Raw genomic sequence first — 24,101 nt, 5'->3', positions numbered from 1 at the left:
GGCAAAAAAATCCCCTGGCGCATCTGCTCCAGGGGATTCTTCACCTTAAAATACTTTCTTCGTTCCCTGATAATCCTTGATGATCTCCACCGCTTCGCGGAACCGGAGCGAATGGACAATTTCCCGCTCGCGCAAAAATTTCAGGCTGTCCTGCAAATCGACGTCGTCCGTCATATCAATCAGCCATTGGTACGTTGCCCGCGCCTTCTCTTCCGCCGCAATGTCCTCGTACAAATCGGCGATAGGGTCCCCTTTCGCCGTTATGTACGATGCCGTCCACGGCACGCCGCCTGCGCTTTCATAATACAGCGCGTTATCGTGATTCGCATAATGCGTTCCAAGCCCCGCATCGATCATCATTTGCGGCGTGGCGTCCTGCGTCAGCTTGAATACCATCGTTGCGATCATTTCCAGATGCGCAAATTCCTCAGTTCCGATGTCGGTCAACAGACCGATGACCTTATCCGGAATCGAATACCGCTGGTTTAAATAACGCAGCGCGGCGGAAAGCTCGCCGTCAGCCCCGCCGTATTGCTCGATCAAATATTTGGCCATCCGGGGATCGCATTTGCTTACGCGAACCGGGTACTGCAGTTTTTTTTCATACACCCACATCGTATACGTTCCTCCGCTCCTGGATTGGATTCGTTATACTTGCCACGGCCAGGGGCTTTCCGCCCACTGCCATGGATAACGGGAGAAGCTTTGAAATTGCAGCAGCGGCCCGTACAGCTGCTCGTATTGAGCCGCGATATGCTGCCGCTGCTGCACCAAATAATTGTATTGCTGCAGGGCGGCCATATCCTGCGGATGCGTATCCAAATACAGGGTCAGCTCCACAAGCGCAAAATCCACCTGCTGCAGCTCCAGCAGTCTGGCATAAAATTGCTCATCCAGTGCAAAAGAACTCACCGTTAGCTTACCCCCATTCCGTGCTTGGATTGGTACGGACTAAATAATGCCGGCCATAACGTGCCGTAGCGTAAAGCTTCCTGCAGCGAAAATTGCGGCAAATTAGGCGGCTGGAACGTTATATATTGATTGGGCGGCACAACAAACGATTTGACTAGAATCGGCGGACAAGGATCATGAGGACCTATAAACGGCTCATAAAAGCGGAGCTGATTCTCATCGAATTTATGTTGGGTCATCTCCTGCTTACCTCCTGCATGTTTGACGTCTTTCGCGCCGCGCAAAGCGCGCAGCCTCTCTATCTATAACTGTATGCCGGCACATAAAGCCGCATGATAACAAAAAAAGAACGGCCTTTTCCTTGCGGGAAACGCCGTTCTTTCGTGCTCAGCGGCTGCTCCTGCCGCCGCTACAGCTTAAATCTGAATTGAAACAAGCCTGCTTTGCGGGCTGCCATATAAATAATAACGACCAGCGGGCCGAGGAAGACGCCGATAACGCCAACAAGCTTCAGGCCGGCGTACAAGCTGATCAAGGCGGGAAGCGCCCCGATGCCTACTGCGTCTCCGACGATTTTAGGCTCAACGATCCGCCGGATTACGGTAATAACAAGAAACATAACCAGCAAGCCAACTCCCGTATTATCGCCGGTGATAAGCAAATACACGCCCCAAGGGACAAGCACGCTGCCCGTTCCGAGAATCGGCAAAATATCAACGACAACGATAAACAACGCTATCGCCATCGCATATCTGATATCCAATAGAAGTAATCCAAGCAGCGATAAAATATACGTCAGCGAGCTGAGAATGAGCTGGGAGCGGATGAATCCAAAGATAGAGCGGCGGAGATTAACCATGACAGCTTCAACCTGATGTCTGGATTTTTCGTCAAATAACAATAAAATGGAGGATTTAAGGGCGGGAAGGCTAAAGCTGATCATATAGACGGCAACTAAAAAAACAACAAAAAATATAAACATGCTAGGGATGCCGGACGCGAACGTAAACAGCGAATTGGATAACATATGCACGAGGCCGGTCAGCCAATCCGTAAAGCTTGTCAGCCAATTATCCAGCTGGGCTACCGTATCAGGAGGCAGTGTCCGGTACATCGACTCCGCTTGATCCATCAGCGATTTCACCAAATCGCTGGCATTCTGAAAATATTGCGGCGCTTTGCGGGAGTAGCCTATAAGCTCATTCACAATTTTGAATCCTAGCAGCGAAATTAGCCCCATCACCATCACTACAAATAAGGTGCTGGAGACAGCCGAAGCTAATAGCCGATTCCATTTGAGCCTCTGGATGAACAGCCCGGTGAGCGGCTCAAGGAATATCGCAACAACAAGCGCCAGCAGAAACGGCGCCCCTACCGTAAACATCAGATACAACAGCAATAACCCTACTGCGATCCATACGAGCGTTTTCAGCGACATACAGGTTCCCCTTCATCCGGAATTGAGCCGGATTGCCGCAAAGCAATAACCGGCCCGCTTATTCCTCTTCAAGCACTGGCGTCTGCTGTTCCGGCGGCACTGCATAAATATGTACACGCATGACGCGCAGCCGTTCGCATTCTGCGACCTCAAACACATACCCGTCGTGTGTCCATTTTTTTCCTCTTGCCGGGTTTCCTTCAAACTTGGTAAACAGCCAGCCGCCTATCGTATCGACATCTTCATCCTCGATATTCAAATTCATTAAGCTGTTTACATCTTCGATAAGCATCCGCCCTTCTACGGAAGTTACGTCCCCCTTTACTACAATACTCGGAAGCTCGTCATCAAATTCGTCATGGATTTCGCCTACGATCTCCTCTAAAATCATTTCCGTCGTAATGATGCCGGCCGTTCCGCCATACTCGTCCACGACAATGGCAAGCTGCGAATGCCGCCGCTGCATCAGCTTCAGCACGTCGCTAATCTCCATAGATTCCGGCACGCTTAATATCGGGCGGAGAAACTTCTCGAGGCTTTGCTCCTCATCGGGGTCGGCCGTCAACAGATCGGTAATATGGACAAACCCGATAATTTGGTCTTTATCTTCTATGCCGACAGGGTAACGAGTATGCTTCGTTGCGTAAACATGCTTCATGCTTTCTGCATACGGCTGCGCAGTCAGCAAACAGTCCATATCGGTGCGCGGGAGCATAACTTCGCGTGCAAGCCGGTCGGAAAATTCAAAAATATTATCAAACAGTTTCATTTCATCACTGTCTATAATTCCGCTTTGGGCGCTTTGATTCATTAAGATCCGGATTTCTTCTTCGGTATGGGCGCCCTCTCCTTCGCTGGCCGGCTTAAGGCCAATTAAACGAAGAAACTGGTTGGCGGCTCCATTCAGAAGCCAGATGGCAGGATAAAAGATTTTATGGAACACAAGAAGCGGTACGGACAGCCACAACGATACCTGCTCCGACTTTTGAATCGCCAGCGATTTGGGCGCAAGCTCGCCAAGCACGATATGCAAAAAGGTAATAACGATAAATCCAATCGCCACCGAAATTGCCGGCGCAGCAGCCAAATTGGCGAAACCAAGCCTGCTCATAGCCGGTTCCACGATCAGATGGGAAATAGCCGGCTCGCCTACCCATCCGAGCCCAAGCGAGGCAAGCGTAATGCCTAGCTGGGTTGCGGACAAGTAAGCGTCCAGCTTTCCGTTTACTTTAAGCGCATATTTGGCGCGCACATTTCCTTCGTTGGCCAGCTGGGTCAGCCGGCTTTCCCTCACCTTGACCAGTCCGAATTCAGCCGCCACAAAAAAACCGTTAGCAAACACAAGCACAATGACAATGATCACATTGACGAAAATTTTACCAGGCACAAAGTCAGCATACTCTGCAGCTAAAGGGTATCCCAAAGCCATTACTCTCCTTCAATTGCCGCTTATGATGCCGTTATATAACCGCGCGGCGCTGATGAAAATCGGTCTCTTTGTAATACATATCTTTGACAAGCAAATTCGGGCCGCAGCAGGAAGCTGCCGGGCAATGGCAATTGACGCTTTGCGCCAGCGGCAGCCCGAGCCACCGTTCAAACAAATCATCCAGCCGGTCTTCCTTCATATTGCCAAATGCCGGAACATCGGAAAAATCGGTTACAAATACTTCACCGGTAAACAAATTGACATTTAACCGGTTCCGGCCGTCCGGATCGTTGCGCACGGTTACGTTATGCTCCTGCGACAGCCTGCTCAGCAGCTCGCGCTCCGTCGCATCATCGCTGCAGCGGTAAAACGGAAGCGTACCGAACAGCATCCATACATTGCGGTCGCGCGCATCCAGCAGCCGGTTAATGGCAGACAGCATTTCCTGGCGCGTAATGACCGGAAGACCTTTGGCAAATGAGCTTGGGTACATCGGATGCACTTCATGCCGCGCACAGCCCATCTCAACAATAAGCTTATGAATTTCTTCAATCTGATGATGTGTCCGGTAATTGATCATCGACTCGGCCGATACAAGCACGCCTGCATCTGCAAGCCGTTTGGCGTTGTCAATCATCCGGTCGTACAGCTTCACTGCCGCTTCGCGGGGCACCGCGTGTCCCGCTTTGGCAAATCCGATCTGATGAAATTCATCGGCATTCGTGTAGTTAAATGAAATATGCATCACGTCCAAATATGGAGCAAGCAGCTCGTACCGGTTGTACGGCAGCGTCACATTCGAGTTAATTTGCGACCGTATTCCTCTGCTCCTAGCATATTGCAGCAGCGGCACCATATATTCCCGTACCGTCCGTTCGGAGAAAGACGGCTCCCCGCCGGTAATGCTGATCGTTTCCAGATGTTTGACTTCATCCAGCCGTTTAATCATAAGTTCCAGCGGCAGCTTGTCGGGTTCTTTCATCACAAGCGTATCGCCAACTGCACAATGCTCGCAGCGCATGTTGCATAAGTTGGAAACGGTCATTTCCACACTTGTCAATGTATGTTTTCCGTATCTTTCCAAAGAACGTATCGGATCCCAAGGATCATTCGCCGGAGATAGCGGGGCTAGTTTATTAGTATCTACCATTTGTTGCATGTTTATCATCGTCACATCAGCACCTGACATTCATTTTTTTAAAACTTCTTGCCCGCCCGCCTGACAGCCGCCGGGCAAGAAAGCCTACTTTATTGTAATGTCCGAAACGAAAGTAAGCAAATAGGAACGTTCGATTACAGCGAAAAAGAACCAAACATGGCCTTCACAGGCACCTGTTTGGTTCTTTTTCGGCTAATACCGGTCAAATCCCCGATACAAGCGGCGTATGAGAGTCTTCGTCATCCACGCTGACAATCATCGTAGCCAGGTGCTTGGACAAATCAATTTCGTATGGCACCTTTAACTCTTCGCCCGCTTCATTATACAACACCCGTACAATCGGCCGATGCGGGTAGGCGTTATTGAAATCCACAACAACCCCCGATTCGCCGGTATGCAGCTTAACGGTAATGCCAAGCGGGTAGATCGCAACCTTATCTCTGAACGTCTGCACCATATATTGCTCATATAAAGTTCCTGTCCCGGCATACAGCACTTCAATGGCATGATGCGGAAGCAGCGGCTTGCGGTAAACCCGGTTCGTCGTCATCGCATCGTAGGAATCGACGAGTCCAATCCACTTGGCGTATTCGTGAATGTCATTTCCGCCGATTCCCCTCGGATACCCGCTTCCATCCAGCCGTTCATGATGCTGGAATGCGCAGTGGGCAACGATTAACGGGATGTTCGGCTCATCCTTCAGCAGCTCAAACCCCAGCTTCGCATGCTGCTTCATATGCTCGAATTCAGCCGCCGTCAACCTCCCCGGCTTAAGCAGCACATCCGGTGATATTTGCGTCTTGCCGACATCATGCAGCAAAGCGCCCATGCCGAGCACCGTCAGCTCGTCCTGCGAATAGCCGTGCGCCATGCCCAGCAAGGTTGTATATACGCAAACGTTAAGCGAGTGCTGGTACAAATAATGGTCAACGGTACCCATATTCATCAGCATAATCATCGCATCCCGGTGGCTGGACAAATCTTCGATAATCCGGCTCATAATTTGCTTAAACGGCTGGGCGACATAGGGATGGAACGTTCCTTTTTTCAGGCTGGGCCTGTCCATCAGCTCGCGAAAACTTGTTTTTATTTCATGAAGCGCAAGACGCATCGTATTTTCGCTGATCAGCTCAGGCAGCACGATATCGTCCGTCTTCGGGTCCGCAATATATACATATTGAATTCCGCATTGCTCCAAACGGGTTAGAAGCCGCTGCGTTAATTCGACATTTTCCCCTAATAGTACCAGACCATCTTGGGTGAAAATTTTTTTGGCCAATTTCATGCCCGGCCGGCAGCTTGCTATAGGCAGCAGTCGCATTTCCTTGATCCTTCCCCCTAATGGTCTATTATCCTATTCATCGGATAAAACCATTTCTATTGTTAATGGTAAAGGAATTTTCAGGAAAATTCAACCATTTTTCAACGTGAATTCGACAAAAATCGTCACATTTCGAATGTGTCTACAGACTTAAACTTACCCACCGTTTGCTTCGGCAAGCTTCCAGCCGGTCTGGATGAAGCAGCTGGGACGCCAATACATCCCGGATAAATTCAGGCAAATAATAGTTCCGGATGTCGGAACGGGATAAAGATTCATAACCCACCTTAAACGTAAACATATCAATGGTGCCAACCCGGTATATCCGCTCCGGCCGAATCGGCTCGCCCTTCACCGTTACGGATATGATCCGGCTGTAAGGGGGCTGATCCAAGTCGCAAGCTACTTCCATGCCAGCAACGGCCAGCGTGCCAAGCAGCTTCCCGCGGAAACCAAAACCTTTGATCGGCTTTTCAATAAAATCCGGCAGAAGCGATTGCTCCAACGCCAGCAGCAAATCTTCGCCGCTTAACCGCAACAGGCACGGATTAATCGGCGAAGGGCAAAGCGCATGCAGCTGCCCTGCGGTAACTTCCCCGGCCGCAAGCCCGCCCAGCAGCTGCCCTGTATTGACGAGACCAATCTCGGCATCCGTCCAGGCGAGCAGCCCGTCCGCCAGCAAATTAGCGAGCGGGGATTCCGCGTTTAATTCGGCGGGCAGCGGCTGCTCGAGCCGGGTAATAACCCGGCTCAGGCGCTGGAAGCTCGACTGTTGATAACGGGCGATGACAGCCGCCGCTTCCGGCTGCTCCTCCCATGCCGCGGTTGAAATGACGGATGCCCGGATAACCGGTCGGCCGCCATTTTCCGTGCTCCGCTCAATCTCGACGCGCCCCGCATATTCGCCATGTTTGCCCGCTGCGCAAATAATCGTGCCGCCAATCCGTTCAGGCTCCTCCAGCAAATGATGGGTATGGCCTCCCATAATGAGGTCGATGCCGGGAATGGTTTCGGCCATTCGGCGGTCCTGCGACAATCCGAGATGCGACATGACGGCAATGATGTCCACCTGCTCGCGCAGCTTATCCACCTGTTCCCGTACAGCCGCCAAAGGTTCGCTGGACTGCCAGCCGATCAACGTATAAAATTCGTGAAAATTGGCCGTAGCGGCGATCATTCCGATCTTGAATCCGCCCTTCTCCACAATGGCGCTTGGCTGCAGCCATGACGGGTAATCGCCGGTCGCATCCGCCTTTAAGTTGGCGCACAGAACCTGGAATCCTGATCCGCGGTAAGCCCGCTCCATCACTTCCGGCATATAGGTTAAGCCTTCATTGTTGCCAAGCGTAACTAGCTCGTAGCCTGCTGCGCTGAGCAGCTCAGCGTTAACAAGTCCGTCGCTTCCTTCCGTTTCGGCGCGCATCCGGTCCATATGGTCGCCAATATCAATTGCCAGCACATGCTCCTGTCCTGCCGCTTGCCGCTCCGTTTCAATAATCGAAGCGATTTTTGCCGCATTTTCAAGGCGGCTATGAATATCGTTGCTATGAATAATAATCAATTTGGAAACGTCCATTTCCAGCCTCCTTGCTGTATGCTCATGCGCACCGCCGCCGGTTACCCCCCGATTTGCGACATCCGCCTGTCCGTCGGCTGATGAGATACCGCTTGCCCTGCAAGCTTAGCCGCCATCTCATGGCTGACCGGCTTGACATCCATAGCGCGCAGCAGCAAAGCCCGGAGCGCTTCTTCATCGCCGAGCGCAGGTTTGACGTTCAGCTCATCCACCCAGTACAAGCAAGGCTTGATGGAGCCGTCAGCCGTCAGGCGCAGCCGGTTGCAGCTTGCGCAAAAATGGTCGCTGATCGGATGAATCAGCCCGAAGGAACCGGTTCCGCCTTCCATTTGCCAGTCATCGGAAGGGCCGTTCCCTTTTACAAGCTCCCGCCGCTTTATGCGGTACCCTTGCTCACCCGCAATATCCAGCACGCGCGAGAGCGGCAAATAGTGGCTTCTCCAGCCTTCATCCTCATGTCCGATCGGCATATATTCGATAAATCGCACATGAAGCGGCTGTTCGTAAGCTAGCTTCAAGAAATCGGCGATCTCGTCCTCATTAACTCCTTTTAACAAAACACAATTCAGCTTGATCGGCGAAAAACCGGCGGCAAACGCCGCTTCGATGCCTTCCATCACTTTGCGCAAATCGCCGCGGCGGGCGATAAAGCGGAACCTAGCCGCATCCAGCGTATCCAAGCTTATGTTTACTCGGGAAAGCCCTGCTTTCTTCAGCGCATCCGCTTGCTTCGCAAGCAAAATGCCGTTTGTCGTTAATGCAATATCTTCAATGCCCTCAATGGCCGACAACCGTTCAATCAGGCCGGGCAGCCCCGGGCGTACCAATGGTTCTCCCCCTGTAATCCGAAGCTTCCTGATCCCCATGGCGGCGGCCGCCTGCACAACCTCTACAATTTGGTCATAGCTGAGCAGCTCGGAAGACTCCATAAACTGAACGCCTTCCTCGGGCATGCAATACAAGCAGCGCAAATTGCAGCGGTCGGTTACTGAAATGCGCAAATAATCATGCACTCTTCCAAAACGGTCCGTTAACACAAGCCGCACATCCTTTCGATATGTTCCTAGAATAACATTTTTGAAAAGATTATGATATGCTAGTAACTATTCAAAAACTATGCGAATACGAGGTTATATCCATGACATATAATTGGTCCATCCAGCTGTTTGCCGGCCTTGCGGAACGGTTTGGAACATCCGCCATTACGGTCGAAACGGCGGATGGCTCGATGGCGGTATCCGACTTAAAGAAACGGCTGGCGGAAGCTTATCCGGAGCACGCCGCGCTGCTTGGCGCATCGTTTATCGCCCGCAACCACATGTATGCTTCCGATGATACTGTTATTCTCGCAAGCGACGAGCTGGCTATGCTTCCGCCTGTTTCCGGCGGTGAACCCGGGCCTTCGGAAGAGGACTCCGGAAAGGGGCGGCGTTACGTTCTGACGACCGGGAACATCGGTGCAGACGAGGTGCTTGCCAAAGTCATCGTTCCCGAACACGGGGCGTCGATTGCGTTTGTCGGCACGACTCGCGAGTGGACGGCAGGCAAACGCACGCTGCGATTAAGCTACGAAGCGTATGAGCCGATGGCGGTTCGGACAATGGAGCAGATCGGAGAGGAAATTGCTGAACGTTGGCCGGGCGCGCTTTGCGCGATTACGCACCGGCTCGGCGAAGTGGGCATTGCGGAAACCAGCGTTGTGATTGCCGTTTCCGCACCTCACCGCGCCGCTTGTTATGAAGCAAGCCGTTATGCTATCGAAAGGCTGAAACAAATCGTGCCGATCTGGAAAAAAGAAATTTGGGAGGACGGCTCCGAGTGGGTAGGGCATCAGAACGGACCATGGAATCCAACCGTACCTCTTGAACATTATGAATAGAAGGAGCGCAGCAGCGATGAACGAGCCAGCAGAATCAGCAGGATCTGATCAGCTCCCGGCTGATGACATACGTTATGCCCGGCAAATCCGTTTTGCCGGCGTCGGCCGGACTGGCCAGCAAGCTTTAAGCGCCAGCAAAGCTGCAGTTGTCGGTATGGGCGCCTTAGGCTCCGTCATTGCCCAGCATCTGGTCCGCTCCGGTATCGGGTTCGTACGGATTATCGACCGCGATATCGTGGAATGGAGCAATTTGCAGCGCCAAATGCTGTATGGCGAACGCGACGTGCTTAACCTGCTGCCCAAAGCCGAAGCGGCGGCTGCTCGGCTGCGCGACATGAACAGCTCGGTTGCCGTCGAGCCGGTTGTCGCTGATGTTACGGCCGATAACGCCGCCAGCCTACTCCATGATGTGGATGTCATCTTAGACGGAACCGACAATTTCTCGGTGCGTTATTTGTTAAACGAAGTCAGCGCCAAATACGGCATCCCGTGGATATACGGGGGTGCAGTCGGCGGCGCGGGAGCGACGATGACGGTGCGGCCAGGCATAACCGCCTGCTACCGCTGCCTGTTCCCGGAAACGCCTGCTCCGGGAAGCACGGATACATGCGAGACGGCCGGCATATTATCGCCGGTAGTCGACATTATCGCGTCCCATCAAGCGTTGGAAGCCATCAAGCTGCTGACCGGACAGCACAGCAAGCTGCACGGCAAGCTGATGCAGCTCGACTTTTGGAATAACGGATATTTGCCGCTTGATATTAAGGAAGCTCGCCGGCCCGACTGTCCGGTTTGCGGAAGACAGGAATACAGCCTACTGGAACGCCATACCGATGAAGCTGCTGCCGCTTCTTTATGCGGGCGCAATACGATTCAAATTACGCCAAGCCGCAGCTCTATGCCTCCTGCGCTGGAAGAAACAGCTGCGCGGCTTCAGTCCGCGGGACATGTGACGCTTAGCCCTTATCTGCTTCGTCTGGAGCGGCCGGACGGCATCGTGTTAGTCCTATTCCCGGATGGCAGAGCGTTAGTCCAAGGAACGGACAGCCCAACAAAAGCAAGGGCGGTTTATGCCGAAATATTAGGCATTTAGACTCATTTGAAATACCATCTTATTGCCAACAATTAAAAGCGTTGTTACTATTAGTGTTATATAGTCTAACTAACTGGGGCAGAGGTGTGTGAATGAGAGTTCATGTAACGGACTTAGTAAGCGGCGACCGATTAAGCCGGGACACATTCAATCAATTTGGGCTTCATGTGCTCTCCAAAGGCACTATATTAAACTACGCTGATATTTCCAAATTACAACAGCATCAGATTGAATATGTCGAAATAGAGAATAGATCTTCTGCCGCAACAGCGGACATGCCGGCAGCCAGAACATTGGAAACGATCGTTAATCCAAAATGGCTTCCTACAGTCCAGCCTCTATATGAATCGGCCGTTACTTCCTTTAAAAACATATACGATATCGCCAAACAAGAAGGTGTCGTAAACAAGCAGGAAATTTCCGATGCGGTTCAGCCTCTTCTGGACAATTTCCAGATGGAGCGCGACGTCGTATCGCTACTTCTTCTTTTAAACACCAGTGACGACTATACCTACCAGCATTCGGTGCAGGTCGGCATGTTGTCCTATTATTTGGCTTCATGGCTCGGTTACCCGAAGGAAGAAGCGCTGCTTATTTCCAAAGCGGGTTATTTGCATGATATCGGCAAATCCAAAATCAGCCATGACATCTTAAACAAACCTGGCAAACTAACAGAAGAAGAATTCGATGAAGTAAAAAAACATACCCTTTTCGGGCATGATCTCATTATGCAATGGTTTGGGGACGAGCCTTATCTTGCTGTAAGCGCTGTCCAGCATCATGAACGCATTGACGGCAGCGGTTATCCATACGGCCTGAAAGGCGAAGACATTCATCCGGTAGCCAAAATCATTAGTGTAGTCGATATTTACAGCGCGATGATTTCCGAACGGGTATACCGGCAAAAACGCGACTTGCTGTTCGTCTTGAAAGAATTGTACCGGATGAGCTTTAACGAGCTTGACCCTCATATTACGCAAACCTTCATTAAACATATGATTCCTAATTTTATCGGCAAAAAAGCAAAGCTGGAAACCGGCGAAATCGGCACCATCATTATGACGCACCCGATCGAGTTTTTCCGCCCGTTGATCCAGGTAGACGACCAGTTTATCGACTTGACCGTTGAACGGAATTACGTCATTCAAGAAATTTATTTGTAGCGGATTTCCCGCTGCTCGCCGCACTCCGTTATTTCCCTTTTTTTTCTAGCTATGCTTGAACCCCAAAAAAGGCTGTCCCGTCATCATCCTGGATGACTTCGGGACAGCCTTTTTGCAGTGCTATAAAATCGGTCGAAACGAGTTTAACCGATCGAGCCTTCCATCTCGAACTTAATGAGACGGTTCATCTCTACCGCATATTCCATCGGCAGTTCTTTCGTAAACGGCTCGATGAAGCCCATAACGATCATTTGCGTCGCTTCGGCTTCGCTTAAGCCGCGGCTCATCAGGTAGAAGAGCTGGTCTTCGGATACCTTCGATACCGTCGCTTCATGCTCGAGCGTAATGTTGTCGTTCATAATTTCGTTGTACGGAATCGTATCCGACGTCGACTCGTTATCGAGAATAAGCGTATCGCATTTGATGTTCGATTTCGAACCTTCCGCGCCGCGGCGGAACGATGCGAGACCACGGTACGTTACTTTGCCGCCGTGTTTACTGATGGACTTGGATACGATCGTCGAAGTCGTGTCCGGTGCAAGGTGGATCATTTTAGCGCCGGCATCTTGATGCTGATTTTTGCCCGCAACCGCGATCGAAAGCACGGAGCCTTTGGCGCCGCGGCCTTTCAAGATTACCGCAGGGTATTTCATCGTCAGCTTCGAGCCGATGTTGCCGTCGACCCATTCCATGTTGGCGTTCTCTTCGGCAACGGCACGTTTCGTCACGAGGTTATAGATGTTTGGCGCCCAGTTCTGGATCGTCGTATAACGGACACGCGCGTCCTTCTTCACGAGAATTTCAACGACCGCGCTGTGCAGCGAGTTCGTGCTGTATACCGGAGCGGTACAGCCTTCTACGTAATGCACGAAGCTGCCTTCGTCGGCGATAATGAGCGTTCTTTCGAATTGGCCCATGTTCTCCGAGTTGATCCGGAAATACGCTTGCAGCGGAATTTCACATTTGACGCCTTTTGGCACGTAGATAAAGCTGCCGCCGGACCATACCGCGCTGTTGAGCGCCGCGAATTTATTGTCGCTGGACGGGATAACCGTACCGAAGTATTCTTTGAAAATTTCCGGATGTTCGCGAAGCGCCGTATCGGTATCCGTAAAGATAACGCCTTGCTTCTCCAGATCTTCCTGCATGCTGTGGTAAACGACTTCGGACTCGTATTGCGCCGATACGCCGGCCAGGAACTTTTGCTCTGCTTCTGGAATACCCAGCTTATCGAACGTTTCCTTGATTTCCTGCGGAACCTCTTCCCATGTTTTGCCTTGCTTCTCAGAAGGCTTTACATAGTATTGGATGTCGTTAAAATCAAGCTCGTTCAGATCGCCGCCCCATTGCGGCATCGGCATTTTGTTAAATTGCTCCAGCGACTTCAGGCGGAAGTCCAGCATCCATTCCGGTTCGCCTTTCATTTCGGAAATTGTGCGGACGATTTCAGGCGTTAAGCCTTTGCCGGATTGGAATACGGCTTTATGTTCGTCACGGAAGCCATACTTGTATTCATCAAGTTCAGGCATTTCTTTTGCCATGTTCATTCATCTCCTTCTGTTTGCTGCGAATACGCAGCCGTTACTGCTGCTGCTCAATGCCTTTGCGAAGCGCGTTCCATGCCAGCGTTGCGCATTTGATGCGAGCCGGAAACTTGTTCACGCCGGATAAAGCTTCAATTTCTTCATATTCTTCAAATTCAGCCGGCTCGCCTTTCATCAAAGCGGAGAACTTTTCCGCCATGGCCTGAGCTTCGCCAAATGTTTTGCCTTTAACGGCTTCCGTCATCATGGATGCGGAACTCATGGATATCGAGCAGCCTTCGCCGGTGAAGCGCGCGTCTTTCACAACGCCTTCCTCCACCTGCAATTGCAGCTGAATCCGATCGCCGCAGGTCGGATTATTTAAATTGATTGTTACGGCTTCGTTGTCCATCGTTCCGCGGTTGCGTGGATTTTTATAATGATCCATGATGACTCTGCGATATAAATCATCCAATTGCATGACCGAAGAACTCCTTTGTTTTGAGCAGGGCATCCGCCAGGCGGTCGATGTCCTCCTCGGTATTGTATAAATAAAAGCTTGCTCTCGCCGTAGCCGAAACATTCAGCCAGCGCATGAGCGGCTGGCAGCAATGATGGCCTGCGCGTACCGCAACGCCCTCGGAATCCAGGACAGTTGCGACGTCATGCGGATGAATGTCGCCCAAATTAAACGTCACGAGGCCTACCCGGTTGGACGAAGGCCCGTACACGGTAATGCCGTCCATCGCCGTCAGTTTGTCGTAAGCATATGCGGCAAGGCGCCGTTCATGCTTATCGATTTCATCCAGGCCGATCTGCTGCAGAAAATCAATGGCAGCGCCTAAGCCTACGGCTCCGGCAATGATCGGCGTGCCGCCTTCAAACCGGTACGGAACGTCTTTCCAGGTCGACTCGTACAGGTCAACAAAGTCGATCATTTCGCCGCCGTATTCAATCGGCTCCATCTTCTCCAGCAGCGATTTTTTGCCGTACAAGGCGCCGATGCCGGTAGGACCACACATTTTATGACCGGAAAAAGCGTAAAAATCGCAGTCCAGGTCCTGGACGTCGATTTTCAGATGGGCGGTGCTTTGTGCTCCGTCCACTACCATTACGGCACCGTTCCGGTGGGCAATGGCCGTAATTTCCTTAATCGGGTTCACAACGCCCAGCACATTCGAAACGTACGTGACCGACACGACTTTCGTGTTCGGCGTGATCGTTTTCTCCACATCTGCAAGCGACAAGCTGCCGTCCGGCTGGAGCGGAATATATTTCAGCGTCGCCCCGGTTGCTTTGGCAGCCTGCTGCCAAGGAATGAGGTTGCTGTGATGCTCCATCGGCGTAATGACGATTTCGTCGCCTTCCTTGCATACCGAACGCGCATATGACGAAGCCACGAGATTAAGCGCCGTTGTCGTGCCGCGTGTAAATACGATTTCTTCCGGATGGGCGGCGTTCAGGAAAGACGCAACCTTCTCGCGAGCTCCCTCATACGCTTCCGTCGCCCTCGAACCAAGCGTATGCACGCCGCGGTGAACGTTGGAATGGTCGGTCTCGTAATAGCGGGATATCGCATCAATGACGGAACGCGGCTTCTGTGAAGACGCCGCGCTGTCCAGGTAAACGAGCGGATGCCCGTTCACTTCCTGCTGCAATATCGGAAACTGTTCCTTTATTGCTTGAATATTCATCCTTCCAGCTTCCTTTCGAGCACGCGCTCGAGCTGCTCGCGTACAGCATCAATCGGAATTTCCGTTACGACAGGCGTCAAAAATCCGTAAATGATGAGGCGTTCAGCGTCCTGCTTCGAAATACCGCGGGACATCAGGTAGTACACTTGCTCTTGGTTCACTTGGCCAACGCTGGCCGCGTGTCCGGCTTTAACGTCATCTTCGTCGATGAGAAGAATCGGGTTCGCGTCGCCGCGCGCTTTCGGGCTAAGCATCAGCACGCGTTCCGTTTGCTGGCCGTTTGCTTTCGTAGCGCCTTTCTCGATCTTCGTAATGCCGTTGATGATCGCCGTAGCCGAATCTTTCATAACTGCGCGCGTAATCATATCACTTTCCGAAGAAAGACCGATATGCACAGCGCGTGTCGTGATGCTCATTTGCTGGCTGTTTTTGCCGATGCTGATCACTTTCGCGTCCGAGGTCGAACCGTTGCCTTTCAGCAAGGAAGACGTGTCGGACATTGTAGCGCCGTCATTCAGGTCGCTGATAACCCATTCGATCCGCCCGTCGTTTTCCACAACGGCGCGGCGAAGCGTAAGGTCGATGCCGCCTTCGGACAGCTGGTGAATGGAGCCAAAGCGGACAAGCGCGCCAGGGCCGACAAAAATTTCGATGCCGGCATGATGCACATACGATTCGCCCGCAGCGCCTTCGGATACGACGTTGTCAACGTACGTTACGCGGCTGTTGCTCTCCGCCACAATAACAATATGCGGCGCAAACGAAGCGTCTGCATTGGTCGTGGACAAGATCGCTTGAAGCGGCACTTCCACTTCCACGTTCCGCGGAACGTACAGGAATACTCCGCCGTTCCAAAGCGCGGCATGCAGCGCCGTCAGCTTGTCTTCATCTTTCTTTAATGCTTTGAACAAATATTTTTGAACGAGGTCGCCATGCTCGCGGCATGCCGTCTCCAGATCGGTGAAAATAACGCCTTTAGCCGACAGCTCAGCGGACAGCTTGCTGTATACGGCTCCGGAATTTTGCTGTACAAGCACATTGTCCGTATCGTTTGTCACGAGTTCGCGGACAACAGATGGAAGCTCGCTTGCCGATGTTACGGCGTTTGCTTTCTCATAGCTGCCGACAGCTGTCAAATTCCATTTTTCGATGTTCATTTTTTCCGGTTTCGGCCAGCCCAGTGTTGCAGCCAGCTCAGCCGCTTCGCCGCGAAGGGCAACAAGCCATTCCGGCTCTCCCTTGGCGCGTGCCAGCGCCTCAGCCGACTGACGGTCAGTAGGCGTCGAAAGTTGTGTGCTGCTCATTCGTTTTGCCCCCTCCGTTAATTAAGCCTGGCCGACCGTTTCGTCCACGATGCCAAGTTCTTCTTTGACCCAATCATAACCTTCCGCTTCCAGGCGGGCTGCAAGCTCAGGACCGCCGGATTTCACAATGCGGCCTTGCATCATAACGTGCACGAAGTCCGGTTGGATGTAGTTGAGCAAACGCTGATAGTGCGTGATGATCAAGAAACCGCGGTCTTCGGAACGCATCGCGTTAACGCCGTTAGCAACGACTTTCAGCGCGTCGATATCGAGACCGGAGTCGATTTCGTCAAGCACGACGATTTTGGGATCAAGCATCATCATTTGCAAAATTTCGTTCCGTTTTTTCTCGCCGCCGGAGAAACCTTCGTTCAGGTAACGGTGTGCGAACTCAGGGTTCATTTCGAGTTCTTTCATTTTGCCTTCCATTTGGCGGATGAACTTGATCAGCGAAATTTCTTGGCCTTCTTCACGGCGCGCGTTAATGGCGCTGCGCAGGAAGTCGGAGTTCGTTACGCCTGCAATCTCGCTTGGGTATTGCATTGCCAGGAACAGACCGGCGCGTGCGCGCTCGTCAACAGCCATCTCCAGCAGATCTTCGCCGTCAAGCGTAGCTGTGCCTTCCGTTACTTCATATTTAGGATGGCCCATCAGCGCGGAAGCCAGCGTACTTTTGCCTGTACCGTTTGGTCCCATGATGGCGTGAATTTCGCCGCCTTTGATCTCGAGGTTGATGCCTTTTAAAATTTCTTTTTCTTCGATGGACGCTTTCAGTCCTTCGATGACAAAATGTGTTGCCATGATATGCTTATCCCTCCAAGGTTAGTTTGTAAAGTAAGTACCCCATTGCAAAATCAAAATGAAGTGATTCTCATTGATTCTCAATAATTATTTTATTATAAGTCTTGTTATAAAGCAATGTGAGCTCCGTCTACCGGATCACTCCATTCCTTTTACGAGCGGGTAGGTTCGCCTCTCAAGACTGTATACGCTGCAAAGCCTCCCGAATCCGGCTTGCCTCCGCCTGAAACTGCTCGGCCGAAAGCACCGGCGTCATGCCGCCCGAAGGTGCTTCATCCTCCAGCCTGACCCACGATTTGCAGCCGTTGTAGCTGTCCCGCAGCGGCATGTTCTTCGGCTCGTCAAGCCGGTAGACACGAAGCAGCAGTAAATGAAGCGGCTTTGTTTTTTTCCAGCGCAGGCGCTCCTCGGCAAACCGTTCCGTCCATATATGAAACGGCTCCAGCTTTTTCAGCGTTTCCGGGTCGGTAATTTCGATATCCTCCTCCACAGCTGCATAAGCGCGGAGCGGAACGCCTTCCGGCAGCGGCCATTCGGTCAGCGTCTCCGCCAGTTCTCCCCGGTATTGTTCCTTCAGCAATTCTTCCTTCTGATGCTCATAGGTCGGGAACAAATAAAACGAATCGCTAACCAGCTGAAAATCTTTTGCTTCTTCGCGGATTCCTCCTTTGCGCATAACGACAATCTGCTTGCCCTCCAGCAGCGCTTTTATAATGACGGCCCATTCCTTCAGCACAATGGGGTCTCTATGTATCGTTATTCCCATTTTTTCGCTCTCCATTTCGTATTGGCTTCTTTAAGCTGTATTATATCAAAGGTGGGTATTCCAAGGCGAAATAATATCCTTTATACTTAACGATGAATTAAAATCGGGCACAGCCCGCAAGGACGCGGCATTTGCGCTGCGGCGCGGCGTTTCCTGCAAGGAACGCAATCCTGTAAAGAACAAACCATTGCCGGGGGATTCGGCCGGATGAGCCGGATCCTCCCATGCATATATAATGGAGGCGAAATTGAATGACAACAACGTATCATCCGCTTTCCGAACAGGAAGCGATTGAAATCGCCCGTTCGCTGGATCACTTTTTCCCGGCAAACGCCAAGCTTTCTTCCAAAGAAATCGGGGATGGAAATTTGAATCTCGTATTTCATATTACCGACTCCGAAAGCGGCAAAAGCCTCATTATGAAGCAAGCGCTGCCTTACGCCAAAGTCGTTGGCGAATCATGGCCGCTGTCGCTGGACCGCTCCCGTATTGAAAGCGAAGCGCTTATATTGCAAAACAAGCTGGCGCCGGGCCTTGCGCCAATTGTATACCACTACGATCCGGAGCTCGCGCTGACGATTATGGAAGATTTAAGCGACCATGTCATTATGCGCAAAGGGCTGATCGAAGGGACCGTGTATCCGCATGCGGCCGAGCATCTGTCCACGTTTTTAGCGCAGACGTTATTTTTCACATCGGATTTCGGCATGAACCAGCAGCAAAAAAAAGTGCAGCTGGGCAAGTTCATTAACCCGGACTTGTGCAAAATAACGGAAGACCTTATTTTCGACGATCCGTATACGGTATCGCCCAACAACAGCTATGAAGCGGCTATTGAAGATGCGGCCGAAGCTTTGCGTACGGATGCTGCGCTCCATCTGGAAGTGGCGATTTTGCGCGACAAGTTTCTGACGAAAGCGGAAGCGCTGCTGCATGGCGACCTGCACACAGGCAGCGTGTTCGCAACGCCGGAATCGACCAAAGTGATCGACCCTGAATTTGCGTATTATGGGCCGATGGGCTTTGATATCGGAGCCATTATCGCCAATTTGTTTATGAACTATGCCGGCCAGGAGCATTGGATCGGCGATGCCGGCAAGCGCGCCGAATTCCGCGCTTACCTGGTGGAAACAGTCCGCAGCTTATGGACTCAATTTGACGCCAAATTCCGGAAGCTGTGGGACGAGCACAATGTCGACCGCCTCGCTTCCTCTACGCCGGCTTTTAAAGCCTTTTACATGAGCCGCCTGCTGCAGGATGCTGTCGGTTTCGCCGGCTGCAAAATCGTGCGCCGCATTGTTGGCCTGTCCCATGTGGCGGACATCGACTCCATTCCCGATGCCGCTGCTCGTGAAACAGCTCAGCGCATGGCGCTTCGTATCGGCACCGCTTTAATTAAAGCGAACCGCAGCGTCCGTTCGATCGACGAAGCGATTGACATTGCGCTGTCAGCCGCCGCAAATAAATAAAGGAAGGAATTGCATTTATGACGACAAAAGAATACGCCGGGCTGCAGTCGGTCATTTGGGCGGGCGATAAGCTGGATCTGCTGGATCAGCGCCTGCTGCCCGAGGAAATTGTGTATCTGCCGCTTACAACTGCCGAAGAGGTATGGGAAGCCATCCGGCATTTGAAGGTACGGGGTGCTCCCGCAATCGGCATTGCCGCCGCTTATGGCGTTGTGCTTGGCAGCCGCCAAGTGCAGGAAGGCACGAACGGCTGGCTCGCGGAAGTGCGCAAGCAAGCCGAATATTTGGCGACATCCCGCCCGACGGCTGTAAACCTGTTCTGGGCGCTGGACCGGATGAAAGCGAAGGCGGCTGCGATCGTTGAAGCCGGGCTTTCGCTGGAAGAAGCCAAACAAGCGCTGCTGGACGAAGCGGTTACGATCCAAAGCGAAGATGAAGAAACAAACCGCCAGATCGGCGAACACGCGTTATCGCTGTTTGAAGACGGCATGGGCGTGCTGACGCATTGCAATGCGGGCGGCCTTGCGACGGCGAAATACGGTACCGCGCTTGCACCGTTTTATTTGGCGCAGGAGCGCGGCATTACGCTTAAAGTATTCGCGGACGAAACACGCCCCGTTCTGCAGGGCGCGCGCCTGACCGCCTTCGAGCTTCATCAGGCGGGCGTGGATGTTACGCTGATTTGCGACAATATGGCAGGCATGGTCATGTCCAAAGGCTGGGTGAATGCGGTGATCGTCGGTACGGACCGCGTGGCCGCCAACGGCGACGTTGCCAACAAGATCGGCACCTACAGCGTAGCCGTGTTGGCCAAAGCGCATGGCATTCCGTTTTATGTGGCCTGCCCGTTGTCCACGATTGATTTGAACACGCCAACCGGCGCAGAAATTCCGATCGAAGAACGCAATCCGGAGGAAGTGACGGAAGGCTTCGGCAAACGGACCGCTCCGCAAGGCGTCAAAGTGTATAATCCGGCCTTTGACATTACTCCAGCGGAGTATGTAACGGCCATTATTACAGAAAAAGGCATTGTTAAAGCGCCTTTTAACATCAATTTGAAAAAGCTGTTTGAAGAGCAATAAGCAGCCGGGCAAACAAACGGTGCTGGTTTCGGTACAAGATCCGAAACCAGCACCGTTTGTACGTTTCACCGGCAATGCTGCGGCTGCCTTTTGGCTTGCGTTTTATTCAACAGCCGTTAGAAACGGTCACAGCATCCGCTTTAACGCTTCTGAACCTTTCATGCCGACCGTAATGCCAAGCGATTCCGCCCTATACGTCACCGATTCCAAAGGGGCTTCCAGCAATTCCTCCAAAGTACGGACGCCAACCGCCCTCCCGGCAATTATGCCGCGGTCTTTAAGCCGCTCGTTCAGCAGCCCGACGTCCAAGGCGCCGCACATAATGTAGCCTTTGTCCGTTGATAGAACAACTAACGTCGTTTTGGGCAATTTCACCTCTGTCCCTACTACGACAGCCCCATTATCCAATGCAACCGGAACCATACGCATCATTTCGGGTTCCACCTCCTTTGGCCATCCGCCTTAAAGTGAAGAATTCTTATCTGAAGAAGCCATTGCCATCCATTATATGCATCATAAGTCCAATTGGTTTGCTTGCAGTATCCGATTTCGCTCTACTCTTGAAAACGATTTAATGATATATTTATCCTAGTTCAAAAGTATAATAACTAGCGCGGAGGTCTTATGGATACCAACCAGAGCAAAAACAACCAATCGTTTCTTTTTCAAGTAGAGTTGCTTGTAGAAGATGCAGATCATAAGGCAGCGCTCGAACGTTTGATACATAAGCTGAACCAGGCCCGATTTGAGGATTACCGGATTATTAGCGGGTCCATTTAGGAGAAGAAATAAGCCAGCGCAAATATAAGCTTCCAGTCCAGACTGCCGTGCCGGTCACAATCGATCCGCCTGCACAGACAAACGGATGGACACACCTGATGGAGCTGCAAAAAAGCAATCAGCTGATCCGGCTTATTGTGAATAAAGGTTTCGGCGTCAAACTTAACATTCCTTGCCGGATTATTCAGGCCGACGAGCAAAGCAATAAGCTGACCGTCTACCATGTGGACGAAAAGCAAGTGTATTCGTTTACGCTGACGGAAATTGAAGAAATCATCGAATAAAAAAACTCAGCCGGGTTCCGGCTGAGTTTTTTTCATAAGCATCATCATTTTAAGCGCTTAGCAGCTGCTCAATATTGCGGCTGGAAACGGGCGGGCTCCAGTAATAGCCTTGCATCTCATCACAGTTATGATGCTTAAGAAATGCCATTTGCGCTTCGGTCTCAACGCCTTCGGCGATGACCTGAATATCAAGGCTGTGGGCCATAGCAATGATTGCAGCAACAATCTCCGCGTCACTCGGGTCCTGCTGAATATCACGGACAAACGAGCGGTCGATTTTGAGGCGGTCGATGGGGAAATTTTTTAAATAATGAAACGAGCTGTACCCTGTTCCAAAATCATCGACGCTAATGCCTACGCCCAAGTTCGTCAGCTCGACAAGGCACCGGGCCACATGCGCCAAATCCATCGTCATCGACTCGGTTATTTCGAGATCCAAATATTTAGGTTCAAGTCCGGTATGATCTAAAATCGCTGCAATTCTTGCCGCCAAATCGCGCTGCATGAACTGGCGCAGCGATAAATTAACAGAAATCGGAATCGGCGGAAGTCCGCTGTCCTGCCATTCTTTATTTTGACGGCAAGCTTCTTCCAGCACCCAGTCTCCAATTTGCACGATCATGCCGCTTTCTTCCGCTAACGAAATGAATTCGCTTGGCGAAACGATCCCTCTCTCCGGATGGTTCCAGCGGACAAGCGCCTCGGCACCTATAATGGCACCGGTCGCAAGATCGTATTGCGGCTGGTACATGAGAACAAATTCTTTGCGCTGAATCGCCCGGTACATCTCATGCTGCAGCGTAAGGCGGGCCATCGAGGAGTTGCTCCAGTCTTCGGAATAAAACAGACAGTCGTTTTTACCGTTTTCTTTCACTTTGATCAAGGCAATATCCGCTTTCTTCAGCAGCGAGTAGCTGTCATCCTCAGGCAGCCGGTTCGTGGAGATCCCCATGCTCGCAGTAATTTGAATCGGGAACCCTTTCAGCTCAAACGGCTCCTCAATCGCCTTCAATATCGTCTGGGCATGCTCCTGAAGCTCTTCTTCGGAATTCATGCCGGCAAAAATAACGGCGAATTCATCGCCTTCAAGCCGGGCTGCCCGGTCATGATCAGCCGTAAAGCGGGTTAAGCGCTCCGCCACATGAAGCAGCAGCATATCGCCGAATTCGCGCCCAAACGAAGCATTCACCAGCTTAAAGCGGTCCAAATCCAAATAGCAGATGCCTGCAACCGTTCCGTCCTGCCTTGCCGACTCCAGCACATCCGCAAGCTTCATATGAAACAAGGTGCGGTTCGGGAGTCCTGTCATATCATCGTAATAAGCCATGTATCGTATCCGTTCCAAATTGCGCTTATGGTCGCTTAAATCATGCAGCAGCAACAAAATACCGATCGTATCCGATGCCTGCCGTATCGGCGAGTAGATCACTTGAAGCTCCAGCGGAAACCCTGTCCGCTGAATGAACAGAACCGTTTCCCGCTCGACGGATCCGGCAAGCGCCCGCTGCAGACCGGATTGAAATTGCTGGCTGCTTCCCGTATCTACAATCGGCTCAAAAGGCTTTCCGAGCAGTTCCTCGCGAGAGTAGCCAAACAATTCAGGTGCCGCTTCATTCGCTTCCAGGACGGTACCGTTATGATCCAGCACAACGATCGGAAAAGTCTCAGATTGAAGCAGCGCCTCCACGATAGGCGTATGGTATTTGCTGAAGCGTATAGGCCTAGAAGGCAGTTGCATGCGAAACATAGCCGCTGCCGCCATTGGAACCGCTAATGCCGCAACGATCCAACGAGGTGCCGGAGCGGAAAATAACATAAATGAAACAACGATCCATACCGCTGCCGCTGCGGCAACAAGCATATAACTTGTCAAACCGCGGCCGGTCCGGGACGGCATTCGTCTTTCAAACGAACTTCTCTTCCGTTTCGTCACGCACCAACTTCCTTCCTTGTCTCAAGTCATGCGCATATCAGCTATATTATAAACGATGTTAATGATTCGGCATAGCAATATTTGCTAACTATGAAGCACGATTCCCTTTTGCGCGCCAAGCCGCAGCTGCGACGCAAATCCAGCCGGCGATAAAAGCAACGCCGCCGATCGGCGTAATGGCGCCCAGCACATCAACCGAGCTGAGCGCAAGCGCGTACAGGCTGCCGCTGAAGATGACAACGCCCGCTATGAGCAGGTTTGCGCCGGCGCGAAGCAGCTTGGACTCCCCGATCCGTCCGGCCAGCAGCGCAATCAGCATAATGCCGATGCAGTGGTACATATGGTAACGGACGCCTGTTTCATAAATGTCGATGTAATGCTGCGTAATTTTTCCGTCCAGCCCGTGCGCGCCAAAGGCGCCAATTGCAACGCCAAGCGCCGCCCCGATAGCTCCGATTGCAAAATATTTGGATGACATCATTTCATCCGCCTTTC

25 protein-coding genes are annotated in these 24,101 nt (G+C 51.8%); 7 read left to right on the top strand and 18 right to left on the bottom strand.

Annotation, left to right across the window (positions count from 1 at the left end; translation table 11 throughout):
* Window positions 1-45: 45 nt before the first annotated feature.
* From ET464_RS00500 to moaA, 9 genes are all read right to left on the bottom strand, one after another.
* A complete protein-coding gene (locus ET464_RS00500; protein ID WP_129437291.1) occupies window positions 46-615 on the bottom strand; it encodes a manganese catalase family protein in 570 nt (189 codons plus the stop codon).
* Window positions 616-648: 33 nt separating this feature from the next.
* Window positions 649-912, bottom strand: a complete 264-nt coding sequence (locus ET464_RS00495) for a spore coat protein CotJB (protein ID WP_129437288.1) — start codon at window positions 910-912, stop codon at window positions 649-651.
* Between the two features lie 2 nt (window positions 913-914).
* Window positions 915-1,151, bottom strand: coding sequence for a spore coat associated protein CotJA (locus ET464_RS00490; RefSeq protein WP_129437286.1), 237 nt, complete (start codon window positions 1,149-1,151; stop codon window positions 915-917).
* 170 nt (window positions 1,152-1,321) lie between these two features.
* Window positions 1,322-2,350, bottom strand: a complete 1,029-nt coding sequence (gene ytvI / locus ET464_RS00485) for a sporulation integral membrane protein YtvI (protein ID WP_129437284.1) — start codon at window positions 2,348-2,350, stop codon at window positions 1,322-1,324.
* 58 nt (window positions 2,351-2,408) lie between these two features.
* Window positions 2,409-3,773: a hemolysin family protein gene (locus ET464_RS00480; protein ID WP_244226607.1), complete on the bottom strand. Its 1,365-nt coding sequence runs from the start codon at window positions 3,771-3,773 to the stop codon at window positions 2,409-2,411.
* Between the two features lie 37 nt (window positions 3,774-3,810).
* Window positions 3,811-4,947: a radical SAM/CxCxxxxC motif protein YfkAB gene (gene yfkAB / locus ET464_RS00475; RefSeq protein WP_129437280.1), complete on the bottom strand. Its 1,137-nt coding sequence runs from the start codon at window positions 4,945-4,947 to the stop codon at window positions 3,811-3,813.
* A 193-nt stretch (window positions 4,948-5,140) separates the two neighbouring features.
* On the bottom strand, window positions 5,141-6,259 hold the full coding sequence (locus tag ET464_RS00470) for an HD-GYP domain-containing protein (RefSeq protein ID WP_129437278.1): 1,119 nt from the start codon (window positions 6,257-6,259) through the stop codon (window positions 5,141-5,143).
* A gap of 142 nt (window positions 6,260-6,401) precedes the next feature.
* Window positions 6,402-7,835 carry a bifunctional metallophosphatase/5'-nucleotidase gene (locus ET464_RS00465; protein WP_129437276.1) on the bottom strand — a complete coding sequence of 478 codons (1,434 nt, stop codon included), beginning with the start codon at window positions 7,833-7,835 and terminating at the stop codon, window positions 6,402-6,404.
* A gap of 41 nt (window positions 7,836-7,876) precedes the next feature.
* Window positions 7,877-8,881: a GTP 3',8-cyclase MoaA gene (moaA, locus tag ET464_RS00460; RefSeq protein ID WP_129437274.1), complete on the bottom strand. Its 1,005-nt coding sequence runs from the start codon at window positions 8,879-8,881 to the stop codon at window positions 7,877-7,879.
* A gap of 92 nt (window positions 8,882-8,973) precedes the next feature.
* Between moaA and ET464_RS20485 the strand changes: the two genes are divergently transcribed.
* From ET464_RS20485 to ET464_RS00445, 3 genes are all read left to right on the top strand, one after another.
* Window positions 8,974-9,714 (top strand): molybdenum cofactor biosynthesis protein, encoded by a 741-nt coding sequence (locus tag ET464_RS20485; protein ID WP_129437272.1) that lies wholly within the window; start codon window positions 8,974-8,976, stop codon window positions 9,712-9,714.
* Window positions 9,715-9,730: 16 nt separating this feature from the next.
* Window positions 9,731-10,807, top strand: a complete 1,077-nt coding sequence (locus tag ET464_RS00450) for a ThiF family adenylyltransferase (protein WP_129437270.1) — start codon at window positions 9,731-9,733, stop codon at window positions 10,805-10,807.
* Window positions 10,808-10,899: 92 nt separating this feature from the next.
* On the top strand, window positions 10,900-11,970 hold the full coding sequence (locus tag ET464_RS00445; protein WP_129437268.1) for an HD-GYP domain-containing protein: 1,071 nt from the start codon (window positions 10,900-10,902) through the stop codon (window positions 11,968-11,970).
* A 143-nt stretch (window positions 11,971-12,113) separates the two neighbouring features.
* On the opposite strand, the gene sufB is transcribed toward ET464_RS00445, so the two are convergent.
* From sufB to ET464_RS00415, 6 genes are all read right to left on the bottom strand, one after another.
* Complete coding sequence (sufB, locus tag ET464_RS00440; protein ID WP_129437266.1) at window positions 12,114-13,511, bottom strand: Fe-S cluster assembly protein SufB; 1,398 nt, start codon at window positions 13,509-13,511, stop codon at window positions 12,114-12,116.
* A 40-nt stretch (window positions 13,512-13,551) separates the two neighbouring features.
* Window positions 13,552-13,974 (bottom strand): Fe-S cluster assembly sulfur transfer protein SufU, encoded by a 423-nt coding sequence (gene sufU, locus ET464_RS00435; protein ID WP_129437265.1) that lies wholly within the window; start codon window positions 13,972-13,974, stop codon window positions 13,552-13,554.
* On the bottom strand, window positions 13,961-15,187 hold the full coding sequence (locus tag ET464_RS00430; protein ID WP_129437263.1) for a cysteine desulfurase: 1,227 nt from the start codon (window positions 15,185-15,187) through the stop codon (window positions 13,961-13,963). The genes sufU and ET464_RS00430 overlap by 14 nt, the downstream gene beginning before the upstream one ends.
* Window positions 15,184-16,491 (bottom strand): Fe-S cluster assembly protein SufD, encoded by a 1,308-nt coding sequence (gene sufD, locus ET464_RS00425; protein WP_129437261.1) that lies wholly within the window; start codon window positions 16,489-16,491, stop codon window positions 15,184-15,186. The genes ET464_RS00430 and sufD overlap by 4 nt, the downstream gene beginning before the upstream one ends.
* Before the next feature lie 21 nt (window positions 16,492-16,512).
* Complete coding sequence (gene sufC / locus ET464_RS00420) at window positions 16,513-17,292, bottom strand: Fe-S cluster assembly ATPase SufC (protein WP_129437259.1); 780 nt, start codon at window positions 17,290-17,292, stop codon at window positions 16,513-16,515.
* A 175-nt stretch (window positions 17,293-17,467) separates the two neighbouring features.
* Window positions 17,468-18,073: a DUF1802 family protein gene (locus ET464_RS00415; RefSeq protein WP_244226606.1), complete on the bottom strand. Its 606-nt coding sequence runs from the start codon at window positions 18,071-18,073 to the stop codon at window positions 17,468-17,470.
* A gap of 236 nt (window positions 18,074-18,309) precedes the next feature.
* On the opposite strand from ET464_RS00415, the gene mtnK reads away from it, so the two are divergent.
* Both mtnK and mtnA read left to right on the top strand, forming a co-directional pair.
* Window positions 18,310-19,527 carry an S-methyl-5-thioribose kinase gene (gene mtnK, locus ET464_RS00410; RefSeq protein WP_129437255.1) on the top strand — a complete coding sequence of 406 codons (1,218 nt, stop codon included), beginning with the start codon at window positions 18,310-18,312 and terminating at the stop codon, window positions 19,525-19,527.
* A gap of 17 nt (window positions 19,528-19,544) precedes the next feature.
* Complete coding sequence (gene mtnA / locus ET464_RS00405; RefSeq protein ID WP_129437253.1) at window positions 19,545-20,609, top strand: S-methyl-5-thioribose-1-phosphate isomerase; 1,065 nt, start codon at window positions 19,545-19,547, stop codon at window positions 20,607-20,609.
* Between the two features lie 126 nt (window positions 20,610-20,735).
* Here the strand turns inward: mtnA and ET464_RS00400 are convergent, their stop codons facing one another.
* Window positions 20,736-21,041: a YunC family protein gene (locus ET464_RS00400; protein ID WP_129437251.1), complete on the bottom strand. Its 306-nt coding sequence runs from the start codon at window positions 21,039-21,041 to the stop codon at window positions 20,736-20,738.
* Between the two features lie 192 nt (window positions 21,042-21,233).
* On the opposite strand from ET464_RS00400, the gene ET464_RS19660 reads away from it, so the two are divergent.
* A complete protein-coding gene (locus ET464_RS19660) occupies window positions 21,234-21,389 on the top strand; it encodes a hypothetical protein (protein ID WP_165279857.1) in 156 nt (51 codons plus the stop codon).
* A 98-nt stretch (window positions 21,390-21,487) separates the two neighbouring features.
* Window positions 21,488-21,673, top strand: coding sequence for a hypothetical protein (locus ET464_RS00395; protein WP_129437249.1), 186 nt, complete (start codon window positions 21,488-21,490; stop codon window positions 21,671-21,673).
* A 49-nt stretch (window positions 21,674-21,722) separates the two neighbouring features.
* On the opposite strand, the gene ET464_RS00390 is transcribed toward ET464_RS00395, so the two are convergent.
* Both ET464_RS00390 and ET464_RS00385 read right to left on the bottom strand, forming a co-directional pair.
* Window positions 21,723-23,606 (bottom strand): putative bifunctional diguanylate cyclase/phosphodiesterase, encoded by a 1,884-nt coding sequence (locus tag ET464_RS00390; protein WP_244226605.1) that lies wholly within the window; start codon window positions 23,604-23,606, stop codon window positions 21,723-21,725.
* A gap of 88 nt (window positions 23,607-23,694) precedes the next feature.
* On the bottom strand, window positions 23,695-24,087 hold the full coding sequence (locus tag ET464_RS00385) for a DUF423 domain-containing protein (protein WP_425271735.1): 393 nt from the start codon (window positions 24,085-24,087) through the stop codon (window positions 23,695-23,697).
* Window positions 24,088-24,101 lie beyond the last annotated feature (14 nt).

This window comes from Paenibacillus protaetiae (assembly GCF_004135365.1).
GTDB classification, from domain to species: domain Bacteria; phylum Bacillota; class Bacilli; order Paenibacillales; family Paenibacillaceae; genus Paenibacillus_AP; species Paenibacillus_AP protaetiae.
Note: the sequence above shows the minus strand (reverse complement) of the source record. Positions and strands in the feature narration are given on the sequence as shown.